Here is a 16,402-nt window from a genome sequence, read left to right as displayed (position 1 = left end):
GCTCTTGGAGCGAAACCCCATCCCGAGCCCGTTGAGCCCGCAGAACGTGCAGTGGTGCTTCTCCCCCCACCAGCACCCGCGCGAGCTCTCGAACGGGACGGTCCGGCCGACGCGTTCGTGACCGGTCAGCTGCAAGCGGCCGACGCGCTCGAAGTACTCGTGGTAGTCCGGGGTCGGCAGCGGGTCCAGGAGCTGCACGGGTGGGGCTTGGCCGGCGCAGATCAGTTGGCCGGCGTGGTCTCGGCAGACGATGCCGGCGATGCCACAGCCCGATTCGCCGGCGGCGACGGCGCGCAGCCAGCTCACGAACGCGCGGTCGGCCTCGCCGACCACGACGCAGTCCACGAACTCGAACACGCGCGCGTACTCGGGGCCCATCTCGTCTTCCATGTTGGCCCCGCCAAAGACGATCCGCACCGCCGGAAAGCGTGTCTTGATGCGCCGCGCCAGCGCCAGCGACGCGACGTTCTGCTGAAAGGTCGAGGTGAACCCGACCACGTCATAGGCGCCCCAATCGACCCCCTCCGCGCACGCCTCGACAAACGCCGGCAACAGCTCACGCCGCAACCGCAGCAGGAACTCCGCGTCCTTGCCCCCGCGCGCGGCGTTGGCGACCTCCTCCGGGAATTGCTCCAGATAGGCGCTCCCGTCGGCCTCGGCGTCCTCTCCGAAGGCCGCCACGCCGAACAGCCACTCCCCGGTCATGTGGCCGGTGTGCGAACAGAGCCCGTCGTAGGCGTCCGGGAGCAGCGCTGCGAGGTCGAGATTGAGATGGTGCGTGTCGGCCTCGAAGCCGTGCTCGCGCACGATCGCCGCCAGCAGCCCGATCTGGATCGACGGCCGGTCCGCCGCACAGAACGGCATGCAGACCAGCGCGACACGCAAAGCCGGTGTGGTCTGACGGCTCACTGCCGCCGGTCGGGCGGCGCGGGCAGGATCGCGACCACGTCCTCAGGGTCATTGAGGAACGCGAACGAGTCGACGATGACCGGCTTGCCGTCCAGATAGAAGCGGACGACCCCGAGCAGGTCGTGCAGGTGGGCCCGGTAGAACTCGCGCAGGTCCAGATCGCCCCGCGCGGCGCGCGGATCGATCGCGAAGTGGAAGATGTAGTCGCCGCGGTCGTCGAGTTCGGGCTGTGGCGGCCGTCGCGGCGTGGTGGGTTGCGGCTCGGTGGTCTGCGCTGCCATCGTGGACTCCTTCAACTGACGCTGATCGACACCCGTGGGCCGGTCGTGACGGTGACCGTGACGCTCGGCCCTGGTCCGGGTGGTGGCGGTGGGGGAGGTGGTGGAGGTGGAGGTCGTCCGGGGTCGCTTCCCGCGACGGCGCTCACGGCGCGCGCGGCGTTGACCCGGCCGGTGCCGAGCCCGCCCGCATACCCAGGATTGAGCGCGTCGATCGAGTCCGCCGCGTTCCCGAGCCTGGTCTTGATGTCCGCCACGGCGAGCGTCGGATCGATGCTGAGCATCAATGCGACCACGCCGGTGACGTGGGGGACGGCGATCGACGTTCCGGCGGAGAACCCGTACGCGTTGCCCTGCTCCGTGCACGGGACGTCGCGCTGATCGATCGGTAGGCCGTCCCCGCCAGGCGCGCACAGGTCGACGGCGTCCGAGAAGTTCGAGTAGGAGGACTTGCGGTCGGTCTCGTCGGTGGCGGCCACGGCGATCACGCCACCGGCCAGGGAGCCGGGACCGTTGCTGTAGCTCGACGGGAAGTGCGGCGCGCTGTTGCCGTCGTTGCCGGCGGAGCAGACCACGAGGACGCCCGCGTCGACGGCGTCCTGCATGGCCGTCCTGATCGTCGCGACGTCACCTGCCGTCCGCCAGCTGCACGACAGCACGAGCCGATCGATCGCCACCCGGCCGACGCGTCCTTTGCGGGCGACGTCAGCCGCAAAGCGAAGGGCCGAGGCGCGCTCGGCGTAGACCTGCGAGTTGAGGTTGATGACCAGCGGGAGCAGGCGCACCCCGGGGGCGACGCCGGTGAAGGTGGCGCTCTCGCCCGCGACGATCCCGGCGATGTTGGTCGCGTGCGACGAGACGCTGTGGTCCGCCGTGAAGACCTGGCTGTCCGCCAGACGGCCCAGGAACTTCGCGGCGAGCGCCTCGTGCTGGAGATCCGGCATCCCGTCGGCGATCGCGACGACGACCTTGGCCTGGCCGGTGGTCCGCTCCCAGGCGGCGCGCAACTGGATCCGCTCCAGGTTCCAGCTCAAGGCGCCGGTCTCGACGTCCTCGGCGTCGGTCTCGCCGCCCTCGACGACCACTCGCAGGTCGGCATCGCCGACCCCGTAGTACGCCGGCTCCGCGAACGCGACGGCGGGGTCCGCGTTCGCGGACACGATGAAGTCCACGACGGACGTGTCCGGCGGCGGGGTGGCCTCGAACAGCCGCGAGTCGCCGAACTCCCGCAGCGGTTGTGCCTCGAGTCCGGTCAGGATGTCGCGCGCCTGCTTGGCGGTCACGTTCGCGAACTGCACCATTACGCGATCGGGGAGCGCGAAGCGCAGGGTTCCCTCGGCGTCGACGAGCGCGGGCACGATCGCCTGCACACCGTCCTTCGCACGCAGCGACTCGACCGCCTTCTCCACCTCGACCTGGCTCTCGGCGTCGGAGCGGGTATTGAGGATCACGACTCCGTCGGCGTTCGTGCTGCCGGTGACCGTGAACACGCGCTGCGACGCGAGCTCCGACAGCGACTCGGCATCACCGTGGTCGACGATGGCCAGGTAGCTCGTCGGCGATTCGGTCAGCGTGACGTGTCGATCGCTGCTCTTGTCGTAGTACTTCACCGCCGGCCGCCTTGTCTGCTCTGCCGGGGGGCCCGCGCCGCGCGGACGCGGACCCCGAGGTGATCCACTCCCGGGGCTCAGCCCCAGGAGCCGGAGATCATGATCTGGTTCTTGCCCTTCAACGTGTCGGCAAGGTTCTCGTTCTGGAACTGGTTGGCAACCTGTCCCGCGACGAATTTGCCGATGTGGTCGGACAATGTGAGGTTGGTCGCGACACGGGCGACGGTCGGGTCAAGGCCCGACACTCCGCCGAGGCCTTCGCCTTCGCCTTCGCCGTCGCCAGCGGAACCTTGGACACGGACTACCGGCATACATCCTCCTTTCCCGCCACTGGTTTGATCATGGCGTTTGGAGCTCTCACGTCGCCACGTACTCGCGCGGGAAGACGGCCAGGCAGCCGTGTTTGGCGAGCACGACCCGGGAGAGCTCGTAGAGCTCGCGCTGCGTCGCCTCGTCGGGCTCGTTGTCGGCGATCTCGACGCAATGCATCTTCAGCAGCTCGGGCTCCGGAGCCGGCGTGCGCCGCAGCGCGGCCGCGGGCACGTGATCGAGCGTCTGGATGCCGTCGAATCCGAACAGGTCGACGTAGCCGGGATCGAAGCCGTCGCACCAGCGTCGTACGAGGCATCCACTGCAGGCGCCCGCGTCGTCGTAGACGCGGTCGCTGTCGTAGATCATCCGCTCCGTGGAGAGCAGGTCGATGCGGCCCGACGCGACGCAGATCGGCGTCTTCTCGACCGTGACCGAGAGCCCGTGCGCCTCGGCCCGGGCGATCGCCGCCGCCAGGCGTGGCCGCACGGCGGAGAGCCGGACGCCGTGCTCGCCGCACGTGTCGAGTGACATCAGGTTGCCGAGCTTGACGCGGTGCACGCCCCAGTCGTGTACCTGGTCGACCATGCGATCGAGCCGATCGACGTTCTCGGCCAGGATGACGATGTTCACCTGGCACTCGAACCCGGCGGCGACGATGTTGTGGATCCCCTGCAGCGTCTGGCGATGGCTCCCGGGCACGTCGGTGTAGTAGTCGTGCAGCTCGGGCGTGTCGCCGTAGAGGCTGGTCCGGATATAGATCTCGTCCGCGCCCAGCGCCTGCACCTTGGCGGTGAACGACGCGCTGTGGAAGATCCGCAGGTTGGACGCGATCGAGCAGCGATAGCCGGCCGTTCGCGCGATCTCGAGTAGCTCGAGAAAGCGGGGGTAGATCGTCGGCTCGCCGCCGAAGAACTCGATCTGCGTGCCGGGCGGCTGCCGCAGAATGGTGTCGGCGACCTCCTGGAAGCGCACGTCGTCGGAGTAGGCGATCTCGTCCGCGACCATGCAGAACAGGCACTTCTCGTTGCAGCGGCTCATCAGCCGCACGAGCAGGATGCCTGGGACCTCGTGGTAGCCCACCCACTCGGGTCGCTTGAGCGCCGACGTGGCCACGTCACACCTCCCGGCCGTAGACCATCAGCCAGTCGATGCGCTCCACCGGCACGCCGACGTCCATCGCCAGGTCGGCATAGGAGTGCCCGAAGACGTCGGTGCCCCATGGGCTCCCGAAGGCATCCGGGATGAGGATCAGGTCGAGCTTGGTCCCGCGCGCGAGCACGCGCCTGACCACGCGCGCGTAGTCCTCGACCACGCGGCTGTCCATCACGCCGTAGTTGCCGCCGAAGGAGTTCTCGTCGACGGTCTCGACGTGGAGCGTCACATCCTCGAGTTGCGCCGCGAACTCCGGGATCCCCGTCGCCAGCGCCTCGAACACGGGCATGACGACGCGCGAGCTGAACAGCAGCACGTCGTGCGCCTGGTAGCGCTCGATCACGTCGAGGAGCTTCTGGATGTGATGCAGCCGGAAGTCCTCGACGTGGAAGATGCCGTAGTTCTCGCCGCGGTAGAAGTAGTCGGGGTTGTACGGATACGTCCCGGAGTCCGTGCCGGCGTCCTCCAAGCGCAGGCTCAGCAGCTCCTGCCCGCGTTCGACTTGGAGCTCGACCGTCTCCTCACCGGCCATGTGCAAGCGGTCCAGGACCGCTTCGGAGTGGATGCGGGTGCGGATCGCCTCGCCGTTGATCGCGCGGACGACATCGCATGGGCGGACGCCGGCGCGGTAGGCGGGGGAGTTCTTCACGACCCCGTCGACCTCGGGGACGATCGGGTTGACCCAGTAGATCGGCGGCTCGACGAACAGCGGTACCTCGAGCTCGGTCCGCAGGCCCTGGGCGAACGCGGCGACCGTCTCCCAATGGCTGTCGAAGTCGACGTCGAGCTGGTGCTTGAGCCAGCGGTGTGACAACGGGAGCCGGATCCGGACCGCGTAGGCCTCGCAGGCCTCGAGGTAACGCACGGTCTCCTCGATGGCGTCCAGCGGCAGCGTGGGCCACGCGACGGTGCTGCCCATGAACGGGATGCCGTACTTCTGCAGCAGCCGCGGCGCCTCGATCGCCGTCTCCGTGCGCTTGCCGGTTCCCATCAGCTCGCGATTGAGCTCGGGGTCTGAGACGTTGAGGGAGAGCTTGAAGATGATCGGCTTGAGCGCCGCGAGACGAGCGACCTTGTCCTCGGTGAAGTGCGAGCCGTTGGTCGTTATCCAGAACAGCTTCCCGGGCTGGCGCTCCCGCGCGAGCTCGATGATCTCGACCGCCTGCGGATGGATGAACGTCTCCATGTGGTTGCGGTCCGACGGGAAGAGCGAGGCCCCGCTCTCGGGCGAGTAGTACCGCAGGCGGGTCTTGGCCTCCTCCAAGGGCATCAGCGACCGCTCGCGCGGGTAGGGTGCGTTCTCCTCAAAGCAGAAGTGGCAGCGGCTGTTGCACACACTTGAGATCGGTGTGAGCGCATTCATCGCGGTGTTTGTCTCGTGCGTCACCCACTTACTCAGGTCGCGCAGTCGAAAGCCGTCGATGTCGACGACTTGGCCGTCCTTCTCCAGCTCGACCATCGTGAGCATGCGCTGCAGGTCATGCGCGATGAGCCTGATGCGCGGCTCGGGAATGGCGAAGGACTCAGGGTTCTTCTGCCTCCTCATGTGTCGGAGTCCTACCAGTGGTGAACGAGGGTGCGATGCACCAAAGGGCACACTTAGTCCAATGGTCTGGGTTTGCAGCTAGACACATCAATCCGGCGTGCAAGCCTCCAAAACAGGGTGTGTTCGTGTGCGGACAATCCCGCCCTCGCCGGCACGGCGCCGATCGCGCCGTCTCGATGCGGCGACCGAGAAAGGCACACCGGAGAATGTTCATCTGGCCAACGCGCCCGATTGCTTGACCGTTCCGGAGTGGCGGATCACCCTGTTGCTCATGCCGGACTTTGGATCGCAGGTCGATGGTGCCCAGCGGACCGAGATGCCGGCCCTCAGCCCTCCCGGGACGACGGGCACTGGACTGGAGTCGCTCGCGAGGATCGGCAATCAGTCGCTCGCTCAGGCGATCTCGCGCCGGCCACAGCGCGGGCGTGGCGGCGCCGCCGCCGGCGGCCGCTGCGCATGCGGCGGCACCATCCTGCCCGGCGGGGAGTGCTCGAAGTGCCTGTCGCGGCGGATGAAAGCCAAGGGATCGAGCGACGGCGAGGTCCACCGGGCGATCGTCACGCGCATGGCGCTCGCCGACGGCGCGCCGGGAGCGAGCATCGCCCGCAGCGCCGAGGCGCAGGGCGATCACGAGCTCTCGCTCGGGATGGCCGAGGCGGCTCGGCGGCGCGACACGCCATGTGCCGGCGGCGGTTGCGTGCGCGCGGTCGGCGTGCGGGTCAGTGCCGCGCCGAGCCGCACCGCGGCCCGCGGGCCCCTCGACTGGCTCGAGCAACGTGCCGAGGACGTGGGTGAGGCCGTCGGAGGTGCCGCTGAGTGGGTGGGCGACCGTGCCCAGGATGTCGGCGAGGCCGTCGGTGACGCCGCCGAGTGGGTCGGCGACCGTGCCGAGGACGTCGGTGAGGCCGTCGGTGACGCCGCCGAGTGGGTCGGCGACCGTGCCGAGGACGTCGGTGAGGCCGTCGGTGACGCCGCCGAGTGGGTCGGCGACCGTGCCGAGGACGTCGGTGAGGCCGTCGAGGACGCCGCCGGTGACGCCGCCGAATGGGTCGAGGACCGCGCAGCGGGCGCCCGCGAATGGGTGCGTGAACGCGCCGAGGAACTCAACCCGTTCGGTGGCGGCGGACCGCGAACCGCGCGCAAGATCCGCGCGCAGGCGATCTGCAAGTGCGTCGGAGACGACAAGTGCGGCGGCGGCAAGATCCACAAGAAGTACTTCCACGTGGAGGACTGCCGCGACGCGAAGCTCGAGGCGGAGAAGATCTGCAACAACGACCCGGAGATGAAGGAGAAGTGCATCCGCCCGCAGTGCTATTACCGTCACGGTGACTACAAGTGCCCCGCCTGAGTCTGTGAAGTGAGCGGCGAGTACGTCTCAGACATTCCCGCCTCGGCCGAGGAGCGCGTGCTCGAGCGCTACGAGTCCGGGACGCCGAAGGAGGTTCACTACTTCGCCGGCGACGAGCAGGTCGGCGCGCGGCTCTTCTTCGAGGACGGCTCACTCGAGCTGGAGTCACCACGGCGCAGGGGTCTGCGCAACGGCACCGAGTACCAGTGGGACGACGGCGGCCGATTGCGCTCCGCCATGCCCTATGTTGACGGCCTCGAGCATGGCGTGGCGCGCCAGTGGGGCCCGTCCGGCGACATGCTGGGCAGCTACGAGATGCGCGCCGGTACCGGGTGGGATCTCTGGCGCGGGCAGCGTGACGACGGCTCGCCCTACCTCGCCGAGGCCCGGGCGATCGTCCGCGGCAAGCGTCACGGCCCGGAGTGGCTGATCGACGAGAACCAGCAGACCGTCCACCGCGAGTCACGCTTCGCCGCCGGCCTCGAGCACGGCATCCTGCGCGAATGGAACGCCGAGCGCCGCCTGCGGACCGGCTACCCCCGCTTCTTCCTCTTCGATCAGGAGGTCGAGCGCGACGCCTACGAGCAGGCACGCACGGTGGACTTCGAGCTCCCCGCCTACGACGAGCAGGACGACTTCCCGGCCCGGCGGTTCCCGTCCGTCGTCGCCGCCTGCTTGAACCCGCCCTGAGTCTCCCGCGCCTCGCCGTCGGCCGGTGTCACCTCGTGCCGCTGGCGGCCGACCGCCCGCTGACTGCGATGCGAAGCGTGGTCTTGCGGAACGAGCCACCGGACCCGACGGTCACCGCCGCGACGGTGAGACGAGCCCTCACCCCGCGCCGGAGCGCATTCCTGACCGCGCCTGGTGGGACGCGGAGCGAGAGGCTGAGCGTGGCGCGTCCCTCCGTCTGCCGCCGCGCCGAGGTCAGCGTCACGACGCGAAGCCCGGTGATGTTGACGTGGCCGCCGACGACGACTGACGTCGCCCTGCTCACGTTCACGATGGCGCGCACGGTGGCGGGCCGATGGACGTTGTAGGTCACGCGCAGGCGGGGTTTCGGCGGCTTCCCGGGGGTGGGCGCCGGGATGGGCGGAGCGTCCGCCCGCGGCGGCTTCACCGCGACGATCCGCGGAGCGGAGCACGGCCGATAGGCGAACAGTACCTTCTCGATGCTTCGCAGCCGGAAGGCCGCGCGTCGCGACAGGCGGACGATCGACGTCGTTCCCTTGCTGCAGCGCACGCCCGGCGGGCGCTCATAGAGGAACAGCGCGGTGTCGTTCCCGTCTCCGCCATCCACCTGCTCGGTGCCGAGCAGCAGGTCACTGCGGTGGATGATGACGAGGTCGTCGCCGGCGCCGGCGCGCAACCGATCCGCCCCGCGGCCGCCGAGCAGGGAATCGGGCGCCGGGCCGCACGTGACCGCGTCGTCGCCGTTTCCCGCTTCGACGTAGGTCGGCTCGCTGCCACAGCGCAGCTGGTCGCGTCCGGGTGTTCCGAGGAGGTCCTTCCCCTCCTCCTGGACCGAGAGCTCGTACGCCCCGGCGCCCTGTACGGCGGTGACGTCGACGTCCAGGTCCCCACCGAGGGAACGGGTCCTGAACGCCGCGGCGTCGTCGGTGCCCGTCGCTTCGGAGTCGAGCGCCCGGCCGCTGCGCACGTCGCGCACACTGAGCTGCAGAGGCTGCTGGGACAGCGCCCGGACCGTCAAGGTCACCAGCCGCCACGGGCGCGTCGTGTACTGGTGCGTGATGACGTCACCCTTGCGGCCGGTGACGCCCGCGCTGGTCACGCCGAGCTCCAGCGGTCCGCCGGACCGTGCTCCGTTGGGGTCGTCGAGGTCGGTGAGACCGGTCTGCAGCACGAGGTCGATGAAGGTCCGCTGGGACTCGGCGGAGAAGATGCGACTGTAGGTCCCGCCCGTCGCCGCGATCGCCGCCACGAGCTCGGGCGACGGCGTGAACTGCGCCTGGGCGGCCCTCGCACGGCCTGGATTCACGGGCACGCCCGGGGGTGAGAGGAACCCGAAGTTGACACGAATCCCGAGCGTCGCCGCGTGGTCGAGCGCCGTGAGCAGGGAGTTGCCGTTGTCGAGCCCGTCCGTCAGCACGACGATGCCACTGCGCTCGTTGGCGGGTAGCGCCGGATCCTTGGTGAGCTCGGCGATCGCCTGATTGACGCCCGCGCCGATGTCGGTACCGCCGGAGGAGTCGATTCCCGCGAAGCTGGCGAGGGGCGGGTCGGCGAGGGGTGAGACCAGTCGCACGGCGTTGTCGAAGTCCACGACCGCGCTGAGGTCCGGCTGCGAGCCACTGGTCGAATCGCTCGCGGGGATCAGCCGCTGGTTGAGCTCCTGCCCGGCCGCGATGCGCAGGTTCGCCGGGTCCGTGTCCAGGTTGGAGCCCGAGCTGTCGATGACGATCGCGATCCTCCGCCCACTGCAGGCGGCGACCGGGTCGTCACGTCGCAGAGCGCAGATCATGAGCTTGCCCTGGCGTGCGCCGTAGCCCTCGGGCGGCGGGCTTATCAGCACCTCCGCCAGCTCCTTCCACTGCCTCTGGGTGTCGGCGATCGCCGCGGTCACCGCACGGCCGAAGTTGTCGCCGACCTGGCCTCGATCGGTCGTCGGGTCAGACGTCGAGCCCGTGCTCGGGTTGATCAGCCCGCGGTCCTTGTTGAGGCCCATGTATGGCATGGAGGTCGTATGGCGGACGCGGCCCTGGCAGGCGAAGCTCGGGTCCGTCTGCGTCGTGATCTCGCAGCCCGTCGTCAGGGCGTCCGGGATCGCGGCGGGCGCTGAGGACCGGAGTGACATCACGTCCGCCGGAACGGTCTGGTTGAGCCCGACGGGGTTGTTGACGTTCTGCGGGGGCGCGTGCGGCTCGTCCGTCCAATTGCTGTGGGCGTAGAAGTCCTGCGTGGCGTGGAGTGCGCGCCCGAGGTGCTCGAGCACGTCGCATTTGGCGCGCGTCGGAGCGGGGGCGGCGAAGTCGCACGGAGTGGAGAGGGCGACCTCGCTCGGAATGATCCGGCCCTCGCTGTCGAGCAGCTCGTCCGCCGCCGCGACCGCGGCGAGGAACCTTTGCCGGGCGTATTCCCGGCACGCGTGGAGGCTCGCGGTGGCGTCAAGGCGTGTTCGGGGGTAGCCGCCGGGCACGAAGTCGGCGTCGTGGCAATGCGCCGTGGCTGTCGTCAGCTCATCGAGGTCCGGGGCCGCCACCGCCCCGGCCGTGCCGCCGCCGGCGAGGCTGAGGATCGAGCTCGGCTCGAAGCACGCTACTTCGGTCGCGCCCGGGCACGCGAGTGCCGCACGGGTGATGCGCTGGTGCTCTGCACGCTCTCCGCCACTGGTGAGGGTGCCGTAGCCCCGCACCGCGGACGTGACGACCAACGACGCTGCGATCGCCGCGATCGCGACGGCCGCGTTTCTCGCGAGACTGGCTCGCACCGGCATGGCATCGACTCAACCACTCGCGGGAGGTGACGGTCAAGGCAACTTTCCAGTGTGCAGGAGTTCTACTTCGGTTGAGGGCTCCATACGTCCGTGCCCTGACAACGGGACGCCCGCCGCGATCTCTCCACCGCGCTGCGGACCTTGACAAGTGGAGCGTCTGCGGACAGGGTCGGGGGTGGCAGCTCGGAGGTTCGTCTATGGGCTGCGGAAGCCGAGATGAACCTGAAGCGTGCAACGGACCCGCGCCGCGCGCACGGACGCTGGTCGGGCGGTCATCGCGTCGCCCGGATGGCCCTCGTGACACTCGCGGCCTCGGTCGCTTCGGCGGCCACCGCGCCATCGGCCCTGGCGGGCGCGGTGGTGAGCAACGGCACCGTCTCGCTCGGCGTCAACGACCACGGGAGCCTGATCTTCGGCGCGGTCGGGCTGCGGTTCCTTCCGACGGGACTCGACGCGCTCGCGCCGGGATGCGCGTGCGAAGGGTGGGGCGCAGCGGTCGCCAGCGGGGCAGCCAGCTTCCAGGGCGCCGCCGATCTGAACTTCGGCGTGCTCAACGTCGACCTGGTGAGCTTCTCCGCGGACGCCTCACGGGCCACATCGGTGACCAGCATCGACGGCCGCCTGCGCGTGACCCACGAGGTCGGCCCGTCGCCGAGCACCCCGAACCTGTACCAGATCAGGGTGACGCTTCAGAACATCAGCCCGGCCGCGTTTCCGGACGTGCGCTACACGCGGGCGATGGATTGGGACATCAACCCGGCGGGCGATCTCGTCACGATCCGGGGAGCGGCCCGGCCCGGGGGAGTGCCGGTGACGGCGGCGCTGCGCCACTCGAACGACAACGGCCAGGCGAATCCACTCCCGCTCGACCCCGACCCGGGCAACCCCGGTGCACCGAACCCGGCAAATCCCGGTGCCGACAATCCGCGCGTGCCGGTGGCCCCGGGGACCGTCGACGCCGACGTCGTCGACAGCGGTCCGGCGGATCACGGCGCGCTGTTCGACTTCGCCTTCGGCAGCTTCGGCCCGGGACAGAGCAAGTCGTTCACCTTCTTCTACGGCGCCGCCGCCAACGAGGCCGCGGCCAACGCGGCGACGAGCGCGGTCGGGGCGGAGCTGTTCTCGTACGGGCAGCCGAACGCCGCCGGGCAGCCGCATACGTTCATCGCCGGCTTCCGCGGCGTCGGCGGCCGGGTCGTCATCGCGCCTGCCCTGACGCTGACTCCGGGGTCGACCAGCGGCGTCGTCGGCAGCAACCACACCGTGACCGCCGAGGTCCGCGATACGAGCACGCGGCCGGTTCCCGGCGCTCCGCTGGTGTTCAAGGTCGCCGGCGCTCACTCCCTGTCTCCTGTCGCCGTGACGACCGGGCCGAGTGGCCAGGCGAACCGGACCTACACCGGCGAGACGGCGGGCGCCGACATCATCACGGTCTGCCTGGACAACAGCGGCAACGGCGATTGTGAGCCGGCCGAGCCGCGGGCCACGGCAAGCCGTGACTGGCTCTCACCGCCACCGCCACCGCCACCGCCACCGCCACCGCTGGATTCCGACGGCGACGGCCTCCCTGACGTGACCGACAACTGCGCGAGCGTCGCCAATCTCGACCAGCGAGACACGGACGGCGACGGCCCGGGCGACGCCTGCGATCCCATCGTGTTCCGGAGCGACCGGGACTTCGATGGCGTGCCGGATCCCGTTGACAACTGCGTGGAGCGGGCCAATCCGGCGCAGGAGGACTTCGACGGCGACGGCATCGGCGACGCCTGCGACGAGAGCAACGGCCGGCTGGAGCCGATGGTCGGCCGGACGGGAAGCGCTCGCGTCACGCAGGGCACGGTGCTGATCGACAAGGGCGCCGGACTCGTCCCGTTGGAGGGTGCCGAGTCGGTTCCGATGGGGTCCGTCATCGACGCCACGCGGGGCTCGGTCGTGATCACCGCCTCGGCGGGGAACGGGCGCACGCATGTCGGCACGTTCTCGGAGGGCAGCTTCCAGATCTCGCAGATCAAGGCCGACCGGGCGGACGAGCAGACCACGGATCTGACGGTGCGGGGTGCGGCGTTCTCGTCGTCGTGTCGCCAGAACGGGAAGCGCAGGCCCGGGAAGAAGGGCGTGTATCGCAAGTTGCGCGGCGACGCGACGGGTCGGTTCCGCGTGCTCGGGCGGCGCAGCGCGTCGACCGTGCGCGGCACGGTGTGGCTCACCGAGGAGCAGTGCTCGGGAACGAAGACCACCGTGGCACGCGGCAGCGTCGCCGTACGCGACAAGGGCAAGAAGAAGACGTACCTCGTACGCGCCGGCGACAGCTATCTGGCGCGAAACGAACGTGCGGACGCCAGTTCGAAGGGAGCCATCCGATGAGTCGCCTCGCTCTGTTCGCCCTCGTCACGGCCACCTTCGGGGTCGCCACGGCCGCTCCCGCGTTCGGGGCCCGGCCGGTGAACGACGACTACCTGGCGTCGACGCGCATCGTCGAGCCCTTCACGCCGTCGCGCGAGGCCGTCCGCGATCTCCTGGACCTGACCGAGGCGACGACGCAACCTGACCTGTTCGTGCCCGGCGGACCAGCGGGGGGAGGGCCGGAGCGGACGACGTGCAATGGCGTCCCCTTCGGCAAGACGGTCTGGTACGACCTCAAGCTCGACGTTCACGGCCGCGTCGAGGTCCAGACGGCCGGGACCGACGTGATCATCGCGCTCTACGAGTACGACCCGGACAGCGACGCGATCGCCGACGAGCTCGGCTGTACGGATGAGCGGGGGACCACGGAGGACGTGTTTCTCGCCAATCTCGAGCCGCGCCGGAGCTACACCGTGCAGATCGGAGGCGTCGATCGCGGGGCCGGCCCGGTCGGGGGCCCGCTCCAGGTCACGTTCGACTTCTTCCCCGATGCCGACCAGGACGGAATCTTCGACGCGTTGGACGAGTGCCCGAAGCGGCAGGGCGTCAAAGCCGCGGGTGGATGCCTGCCCGCGCTGAACAGCCGCGCGAACTTCGCGTTCAGAGATACCGCCGACGGCGTCCGGATGACGAGTGTTCGGATGAGCAAGGTGCCCAAGGGCGCGCAGCTGACGCTGCGGTGCACCCGTCGCTGCGATGTCCGCCAGACCCTCAAACCGGGCAAGCTGACCTTCACGAGCATCGCCGGGCGGACGCTGCCCGCGGGCGCCCGATTCGAAGTCCGCGTGACCCGGCCGGCGACCGGCAAGTCAGACCGCTACCGGTTCGGCGCGATCGGACAACTTTTCCGCTTCGACGTCGAACGCGGCTCCGTCACCCGCACCGAGCGCTGCTTCTACCCCGGTTCGAAAGCGTTGCGAAAGAGTTGCCGCTAGCCGCCGCCCCCGCCGCCGCCCCCACCGCCGCCGCCGCCCCCACCACCGCCGCCGCCACCGCCGCCTTGAGTCGGGGTTGCGGTCGGGATCGCGGTCTGCGTGGCGGTCGGAGTCGGCGTGGCCGGTGCCGGATCCTCGAGCAGGGGAGGGAGTGCGACGGCGCGGATCGCTGGTAGGTCGTACCCCGCCGTGGTCAGTAGCGACAGCGCGTCGTCGATGCGCGCGTGCGCCGCCTCGGCGCGGCCACCCTCGCGCCTGAACCCGGCGCGATCCTTGCGCGCACCGTTCCGGGCGGCCCGGCCGTAGGCCTCTGCCGTGCGCTCCAGCGCCCCGGTCAAGCGTGTGTTGGCCTGCAGGTCGGCCGGGCTGAGGTCGAGCCGGCCGAGCGTCCGGGCAGCGTTCGAGTACGCGGCCGAAAGGCGCTCGGTGGCCGTCACCTGGGTCGTGCGCTGACGGGCGGCGCGCAGATCGGCCGCCGCGTGCGAGGCGCGTGTGTGAAGGGTTGCGAGGGTGTCGGTGAGCTGCTCGGCGTAGGTCTCACTCGGCCCGACGGTGAAGGCCGAGCCGTCGGTGATGCGCAGCGTCGAGGCGATCTGGTCGCACGTCCGGGCGGGGGCCGTGCACACGAGCGTTGCCACGCCCTCGGTGGTGGGCACCGCGTAGACGATCGCGGGCCGCGCACCGCCGAGGTCGAGATCGGCGTAGCGGCGCGCCTGGGTTCCATCGGCGAGGTCAACGGACGTCATCGACGGATCGTCGCCGGCCACCTGGCGCAGGTCGTCCGCCAGAAGAGAGGCGTTGGCCGCGGACTCGCCGGCCTTGCCGAAGGTGACCGCGGAGCCTGTCGAGCCGCTGCGTGTCGCCGCTCCCGGCGCGAGGCCGGGCACGACGGTGTCACTCGTCGAGCGCCAATCGGCCGGGACCTCGAGCGACATTCCCGCGGCGGCGGCGGTCTGGGTGCCGGCCGCCGTCGGCGTCGGCGTCGGGTCACCGCCACCGCCACCGCCACCGCCGTCGAAGATGGTCGCCGCGACGATGCCGCAGACGACGACGCCGGCGACGAGTGCGGCCGGCAGCAGCAGCGCTCGTCTCCCGCGGGACCGTCGCCCTACGGTCGGCAGCTCGTTGCGCGAGTCGGTTTCGACGGGCCGACCGGTGGGCGCGGCGGTGGTGTTCTCGCCGCCGGCGCGCTCTGGCTCCGGCTCCGGCTCCGGCTCCGGCTCCGGCTCCCCGGTCGAGGATTCGGGCGACCGGTCGTCCGGTGCGCCATGCCCGGGGTCGGCGGGCGCCGGGGTCGGTGGGCCGACCGCGGGCTCCTCCAGCGGCGCGGCCGCGTCCGAAGGCGGTGGCGTGTACATCGGTGGCGCGGCCGCCTCGCCGGCCACGAACGACTTGTACGACGCCTCGTCCGTCGCGGGCGCCGCGGTGGACGATCCCGTCTGGTCCGATGGCTCCGGCAGCCGCGCGTCGCGCCGCCATCGTGGCCCGTGTAGGCTGAGCAGCACGTCCTCGAAGTCGTCCCAGGCCGCCTGCGCGCCTTGCGTACGTTGCTGGGGCGCCTTGACCAGCAGTTTCTGAATCCAGTCCGAGATGCGAGGGTCGACGTCGGGTTGCAGCGACGTCACGGGCGGAATCTCTTCGTTGGCGTGGCGCAGCAGGATCGCGATCGGCGTGTCGGAGTCGTGGAACGGGACGTTGCCCGTGAAGTGCTCGAAGGCCATACAGCCGACCGAGTACAGGTCGGTCCAGGGGCCGATGTCCTGCGCCATCGCCTGCTCGGGCGCCATGTAGGTCGGCGTGCCCACGGTCGTGCCGGTCGCGGTCAAGAACGCGCCCGTCTGCATCTTCGTGGTCGCCTTGGCGATGCCGAAGTCGGCGATCTTCACGCGCCCTTCGGCCGTGACCATCAGGTTCTCGGGCTTGAGGTCGCGGTGGACGATCCCGTGCGCTTCGGCGTGGGTGAGACCGGCGAGCAGGCCCTCGAGCACCCCGCCGATCTGCGCGAGGTTCATCCGCCCGACGTACGGGCGCAGCGAGCCGCGCTCGATGTACTCCATCGCGATGTAGGGCGTGCCGTCGTGCTCGAAGTAGTCGTGCACCGTCACGATGTTCGGGTGCGAGAGCGAGCCGGCGACGCGCGACTCGCGCAGGAAGCGCTGGGCGAAGGACGGGTCCGACGCGTGGAACGCGCCGAGCTCCTTGAGCGCCACGAAGCGATCCAGGTCGGTCTGCCATGCGAGGTAGACCGTCGCCATGCCGCCGCGACCCACCTCCCGGACGATCTCATAGCGGCCGACCGTCTTCGTCGCCTCAGCCATTTCCGCGTCCCTTCCAGCCGGCTCATCGCGCGCGAGCAGGCCTTATCACTCAAGTCATGCGCAGTTGTACCGGCGCCAGGGACTCCAGGCAACGGCGGGTCCGAGCCGAGGCCTCGGTGAATGTCCGGCTGACAACAAAC

12 protein-coding genes are annotated in these 16,402 nt (G+C 70.1%); 4 read left to right on the top strand and 8 right to left on the bottom strand.

Features of this window, described 5'->3' with window-relative positions:
* From OM076_RS13400 to OM076_RS13375, 6 genes are all read right to left on the bottom strand, one after another.
* Positions 1-885: RiPP maturation radical SAM C-methyltransferase (locus OM076_RS13400; protein ID WP_270040477.1), on the bottom strand; the 885-nt coding region annotated here is incomplete at its 3' end.
* Positions 886-905: 20 nt separating this feature from the next.
* Positions 906-1,190 carry a hypothetical protein gene (locus OM076_RS13395; protein ID WP_270040476.1) on the bottom strand — a complete coding sequence of 95 codons (285 nt, stop codon included), beginning with the start codon at positions 1,188-1,190 and terminating at the stop codon, positions 906-908.
* A gap of 11 nt (positions 1,191-1,201) precedes the next feature.
* Complete coding sequence (locus OM076_RS13390) at positions 1,202-2,797, bottom strand: S8 family peptidase (protein WP_270040475.1); 1,596 nt, start codon at positions 2,795-2,797, stop codon at positions 1,202-1,204.
* A 77-nt stretch (positions 2,798-2,874) separates the two neighbouring features.
* Positions 2,875-3,108, bottom strand: coding sequence for a hypothetical protein (locus OM076_RS13385; protein WP_270040474.1), 234 nt, complete (start codon positions 3,106-3,108; stop codon positions 2,875-2,877).
* Between the two features lie 46 nt (positions 3,109-3,154).
* Positions 3,155-4,222 (bottom strand): radical SAM protein, encoded by a 1,068-nt coding sequence (locus OM076_RS13380; protein WP_270040473.1) that lies wholly within the window; start codon positions 4,220-4,222, stop codon positions 3,155-3,157.
* A 1-nt stretch (position 4,223) separates the two neighbouring features.
* The gene (locus tag OM076_RS13375; RefSeq protein ID WP_270040471.1) at positions 4,224-5,807 is read right to left on the bottom strand and encodes a radical SAM protein; all 1,584 of its coding nucleotides are present in this window, start codon (positions 5,805-5,807) and stop codon (positions 4,224-4,226) included.
* A 271-nt stretch (positions 5,808-6,078) separates the two neighbouring features.
* On the opposite strand from OM076_RS13375, the gene OM076_RS13370 reads away from it, so the two are divergent.
* Both OM076_RS13370 and OM076_RS13365 read left to right on the top strand, forming a co-directional pair.
* The gene (locus tag OM076_RS13370) at positions 6,079-7,155 is read left to right on the top strand and encodes a hypothetical protein (RefSeq protein WP_270040469.1); all 1,077 of its coding nucleotides are present in this window, start codon (positions 6,079-6,081) and stop codon (positions 7,153-7,155) included.
* A gap of 9 nt (positions 7,156-7,164) precedes the next feature.
* Entirely contained in the window at positions 7,165-7,845 is a 681-nt protein-coding gene (locus OM076_RS13365; RefSeq protein ID WP_270040467.1) for a toxin-antitoxin system YwqK family antitoxin, read from the top strand.
* Between the two features lie 28 nt (positions 7,846-7,873).
* On the opposite strand, the gene OM076_RS13360 is transcribed toward OM076_RS13365, so the two are convergent.
* Positions 7,874-10,606, bottom strand: coding sequence for a VWA domain-containing protein (locus tag OM076_RS13360; protein WP_270040466.1), 2,733 nt, complete (start codon positions 10,604-10,606; stop codon positions 7,874-7,876).
* A gap of 288 nt (positions 10,607-10,894) precedes the next feature.
* Between OM076_RS13360 and OM076_RS46835 the strand changes: the two genes are divergently transcribed.
* Positions 10,895-12,970, top strand: a complete 2,076-nt coding sequence (locus OM076_RS46835) for a thrombospondin type 3 repeat-containing protein (protein WP_270040465.1) — start codon at positions 10,895-10,897, stop codon at positions 12,968-12,970.
* On the top strand, positions 12,967-13,944 hold the full coding sequence (locus tag OM076_RS13350) for a hypothetical protein (protein WP_270040463.1): 978 nt from the start codon (positions 12,967-12,969) through the stop codon (positions 13,942-13,944). The genes OM076_RS46835 and OM076_RS13350 overlap by 4 nt, the downstream gene beginning before the upstream one ends.
* Here OM076_RS13350 and OM076_RS13345 read toward each other — a convergent pair.
* The gene (locus OM076_RS13345) at positions 13,941-16,262 is read right to left on the bottom strand and encodes a serine/threonine-protein kinase (protein WP_270040462.1); all 2,322 of its coding nucleotides are present in this window, start codon (positions 16,260-16,262) and stop codon (positions 13,941-13,943) included. The two genes, OM076_RS13350 and OM076_RS13345, sit on opposite strands and share 4 nt — an antisense overlap.
* Between the last annotated feature and the right edge of the window lie 140 nt (positions 16,263-16,402).

The sequence above is a fragment of the Solirubrobacter ginsenosidimutans genome (assembly GCF_027587205.1).
The sequence above is the reverse complement of the archived record's forward strand: the minus strand, read 5'-3'. Positions and strand labels throughout refer to the sequence as shown.

What these genes read in the sequence shown, in the direction of transcription:
- OM076_RS13395 (WP_270040476.1), bottom strand. Translation starts at nt 1,190, where the DNA reads ATGGCAGCGCAGACCACCGAGCCGCAACCCACCACGCCGCGACGGCCG.
- OM076_RS13370 (WP_270040469.1), top strand. Translation starts at nt 6,079, where the DNA reads ATGCCGGACTTTGGATCGCAGGTCGATGGTGCCCAGCGGACCGAGATG.
- OM076_RS13385 (WP_270040474.1), bottom strand. Translation starts at nt 3,108, where the DNA reads ATGCCGGTAGTCCGTGTCCAAGGTTCCGCTGGCGACGGCGAAGGCGAA.
- OM076_RS13360 (WP_270040466.1), bottom strand. Translation starts at nt 10,606, where the DNA reads ATGCCGGTGCGAGCCAGTCTCGCGAGAAACGCGGCCGTCGCGATCGCG.
- OM076_RS13345 (WP_270040462.1), bottom strand. Translation starts at nt 16,262, where the DNA reads ATGGCTGAGGCGACGAAGACGGTCGGCCGCTATGAGATCGTCCGGGAG.
- OM076_RS13375 (WP_270040471.1), bottom strand. Translation starts at nt 5,807, where the DNA reads ATGAGGAGGCAGAAGAACCCTGAGTCCTTCGCCATTCCCGAGCCGCGC.
- OM076_RS13350 (WP_270040463.1), top strand. Translation starts at nt 12,967, where the DNA reads ATGAGTCGCCTCGCTCTGTTCGCCCTCGTCACGGCCACCTTCGGGGTC.
- OM076_RS46835 (WP_270040465.1), top strand. Translation starts at nt 10,895, where the DNA reads ATGGCCCTCGTGACACTCGCGGCCTCGGTCGCTTCGGCGGCCACCGCG.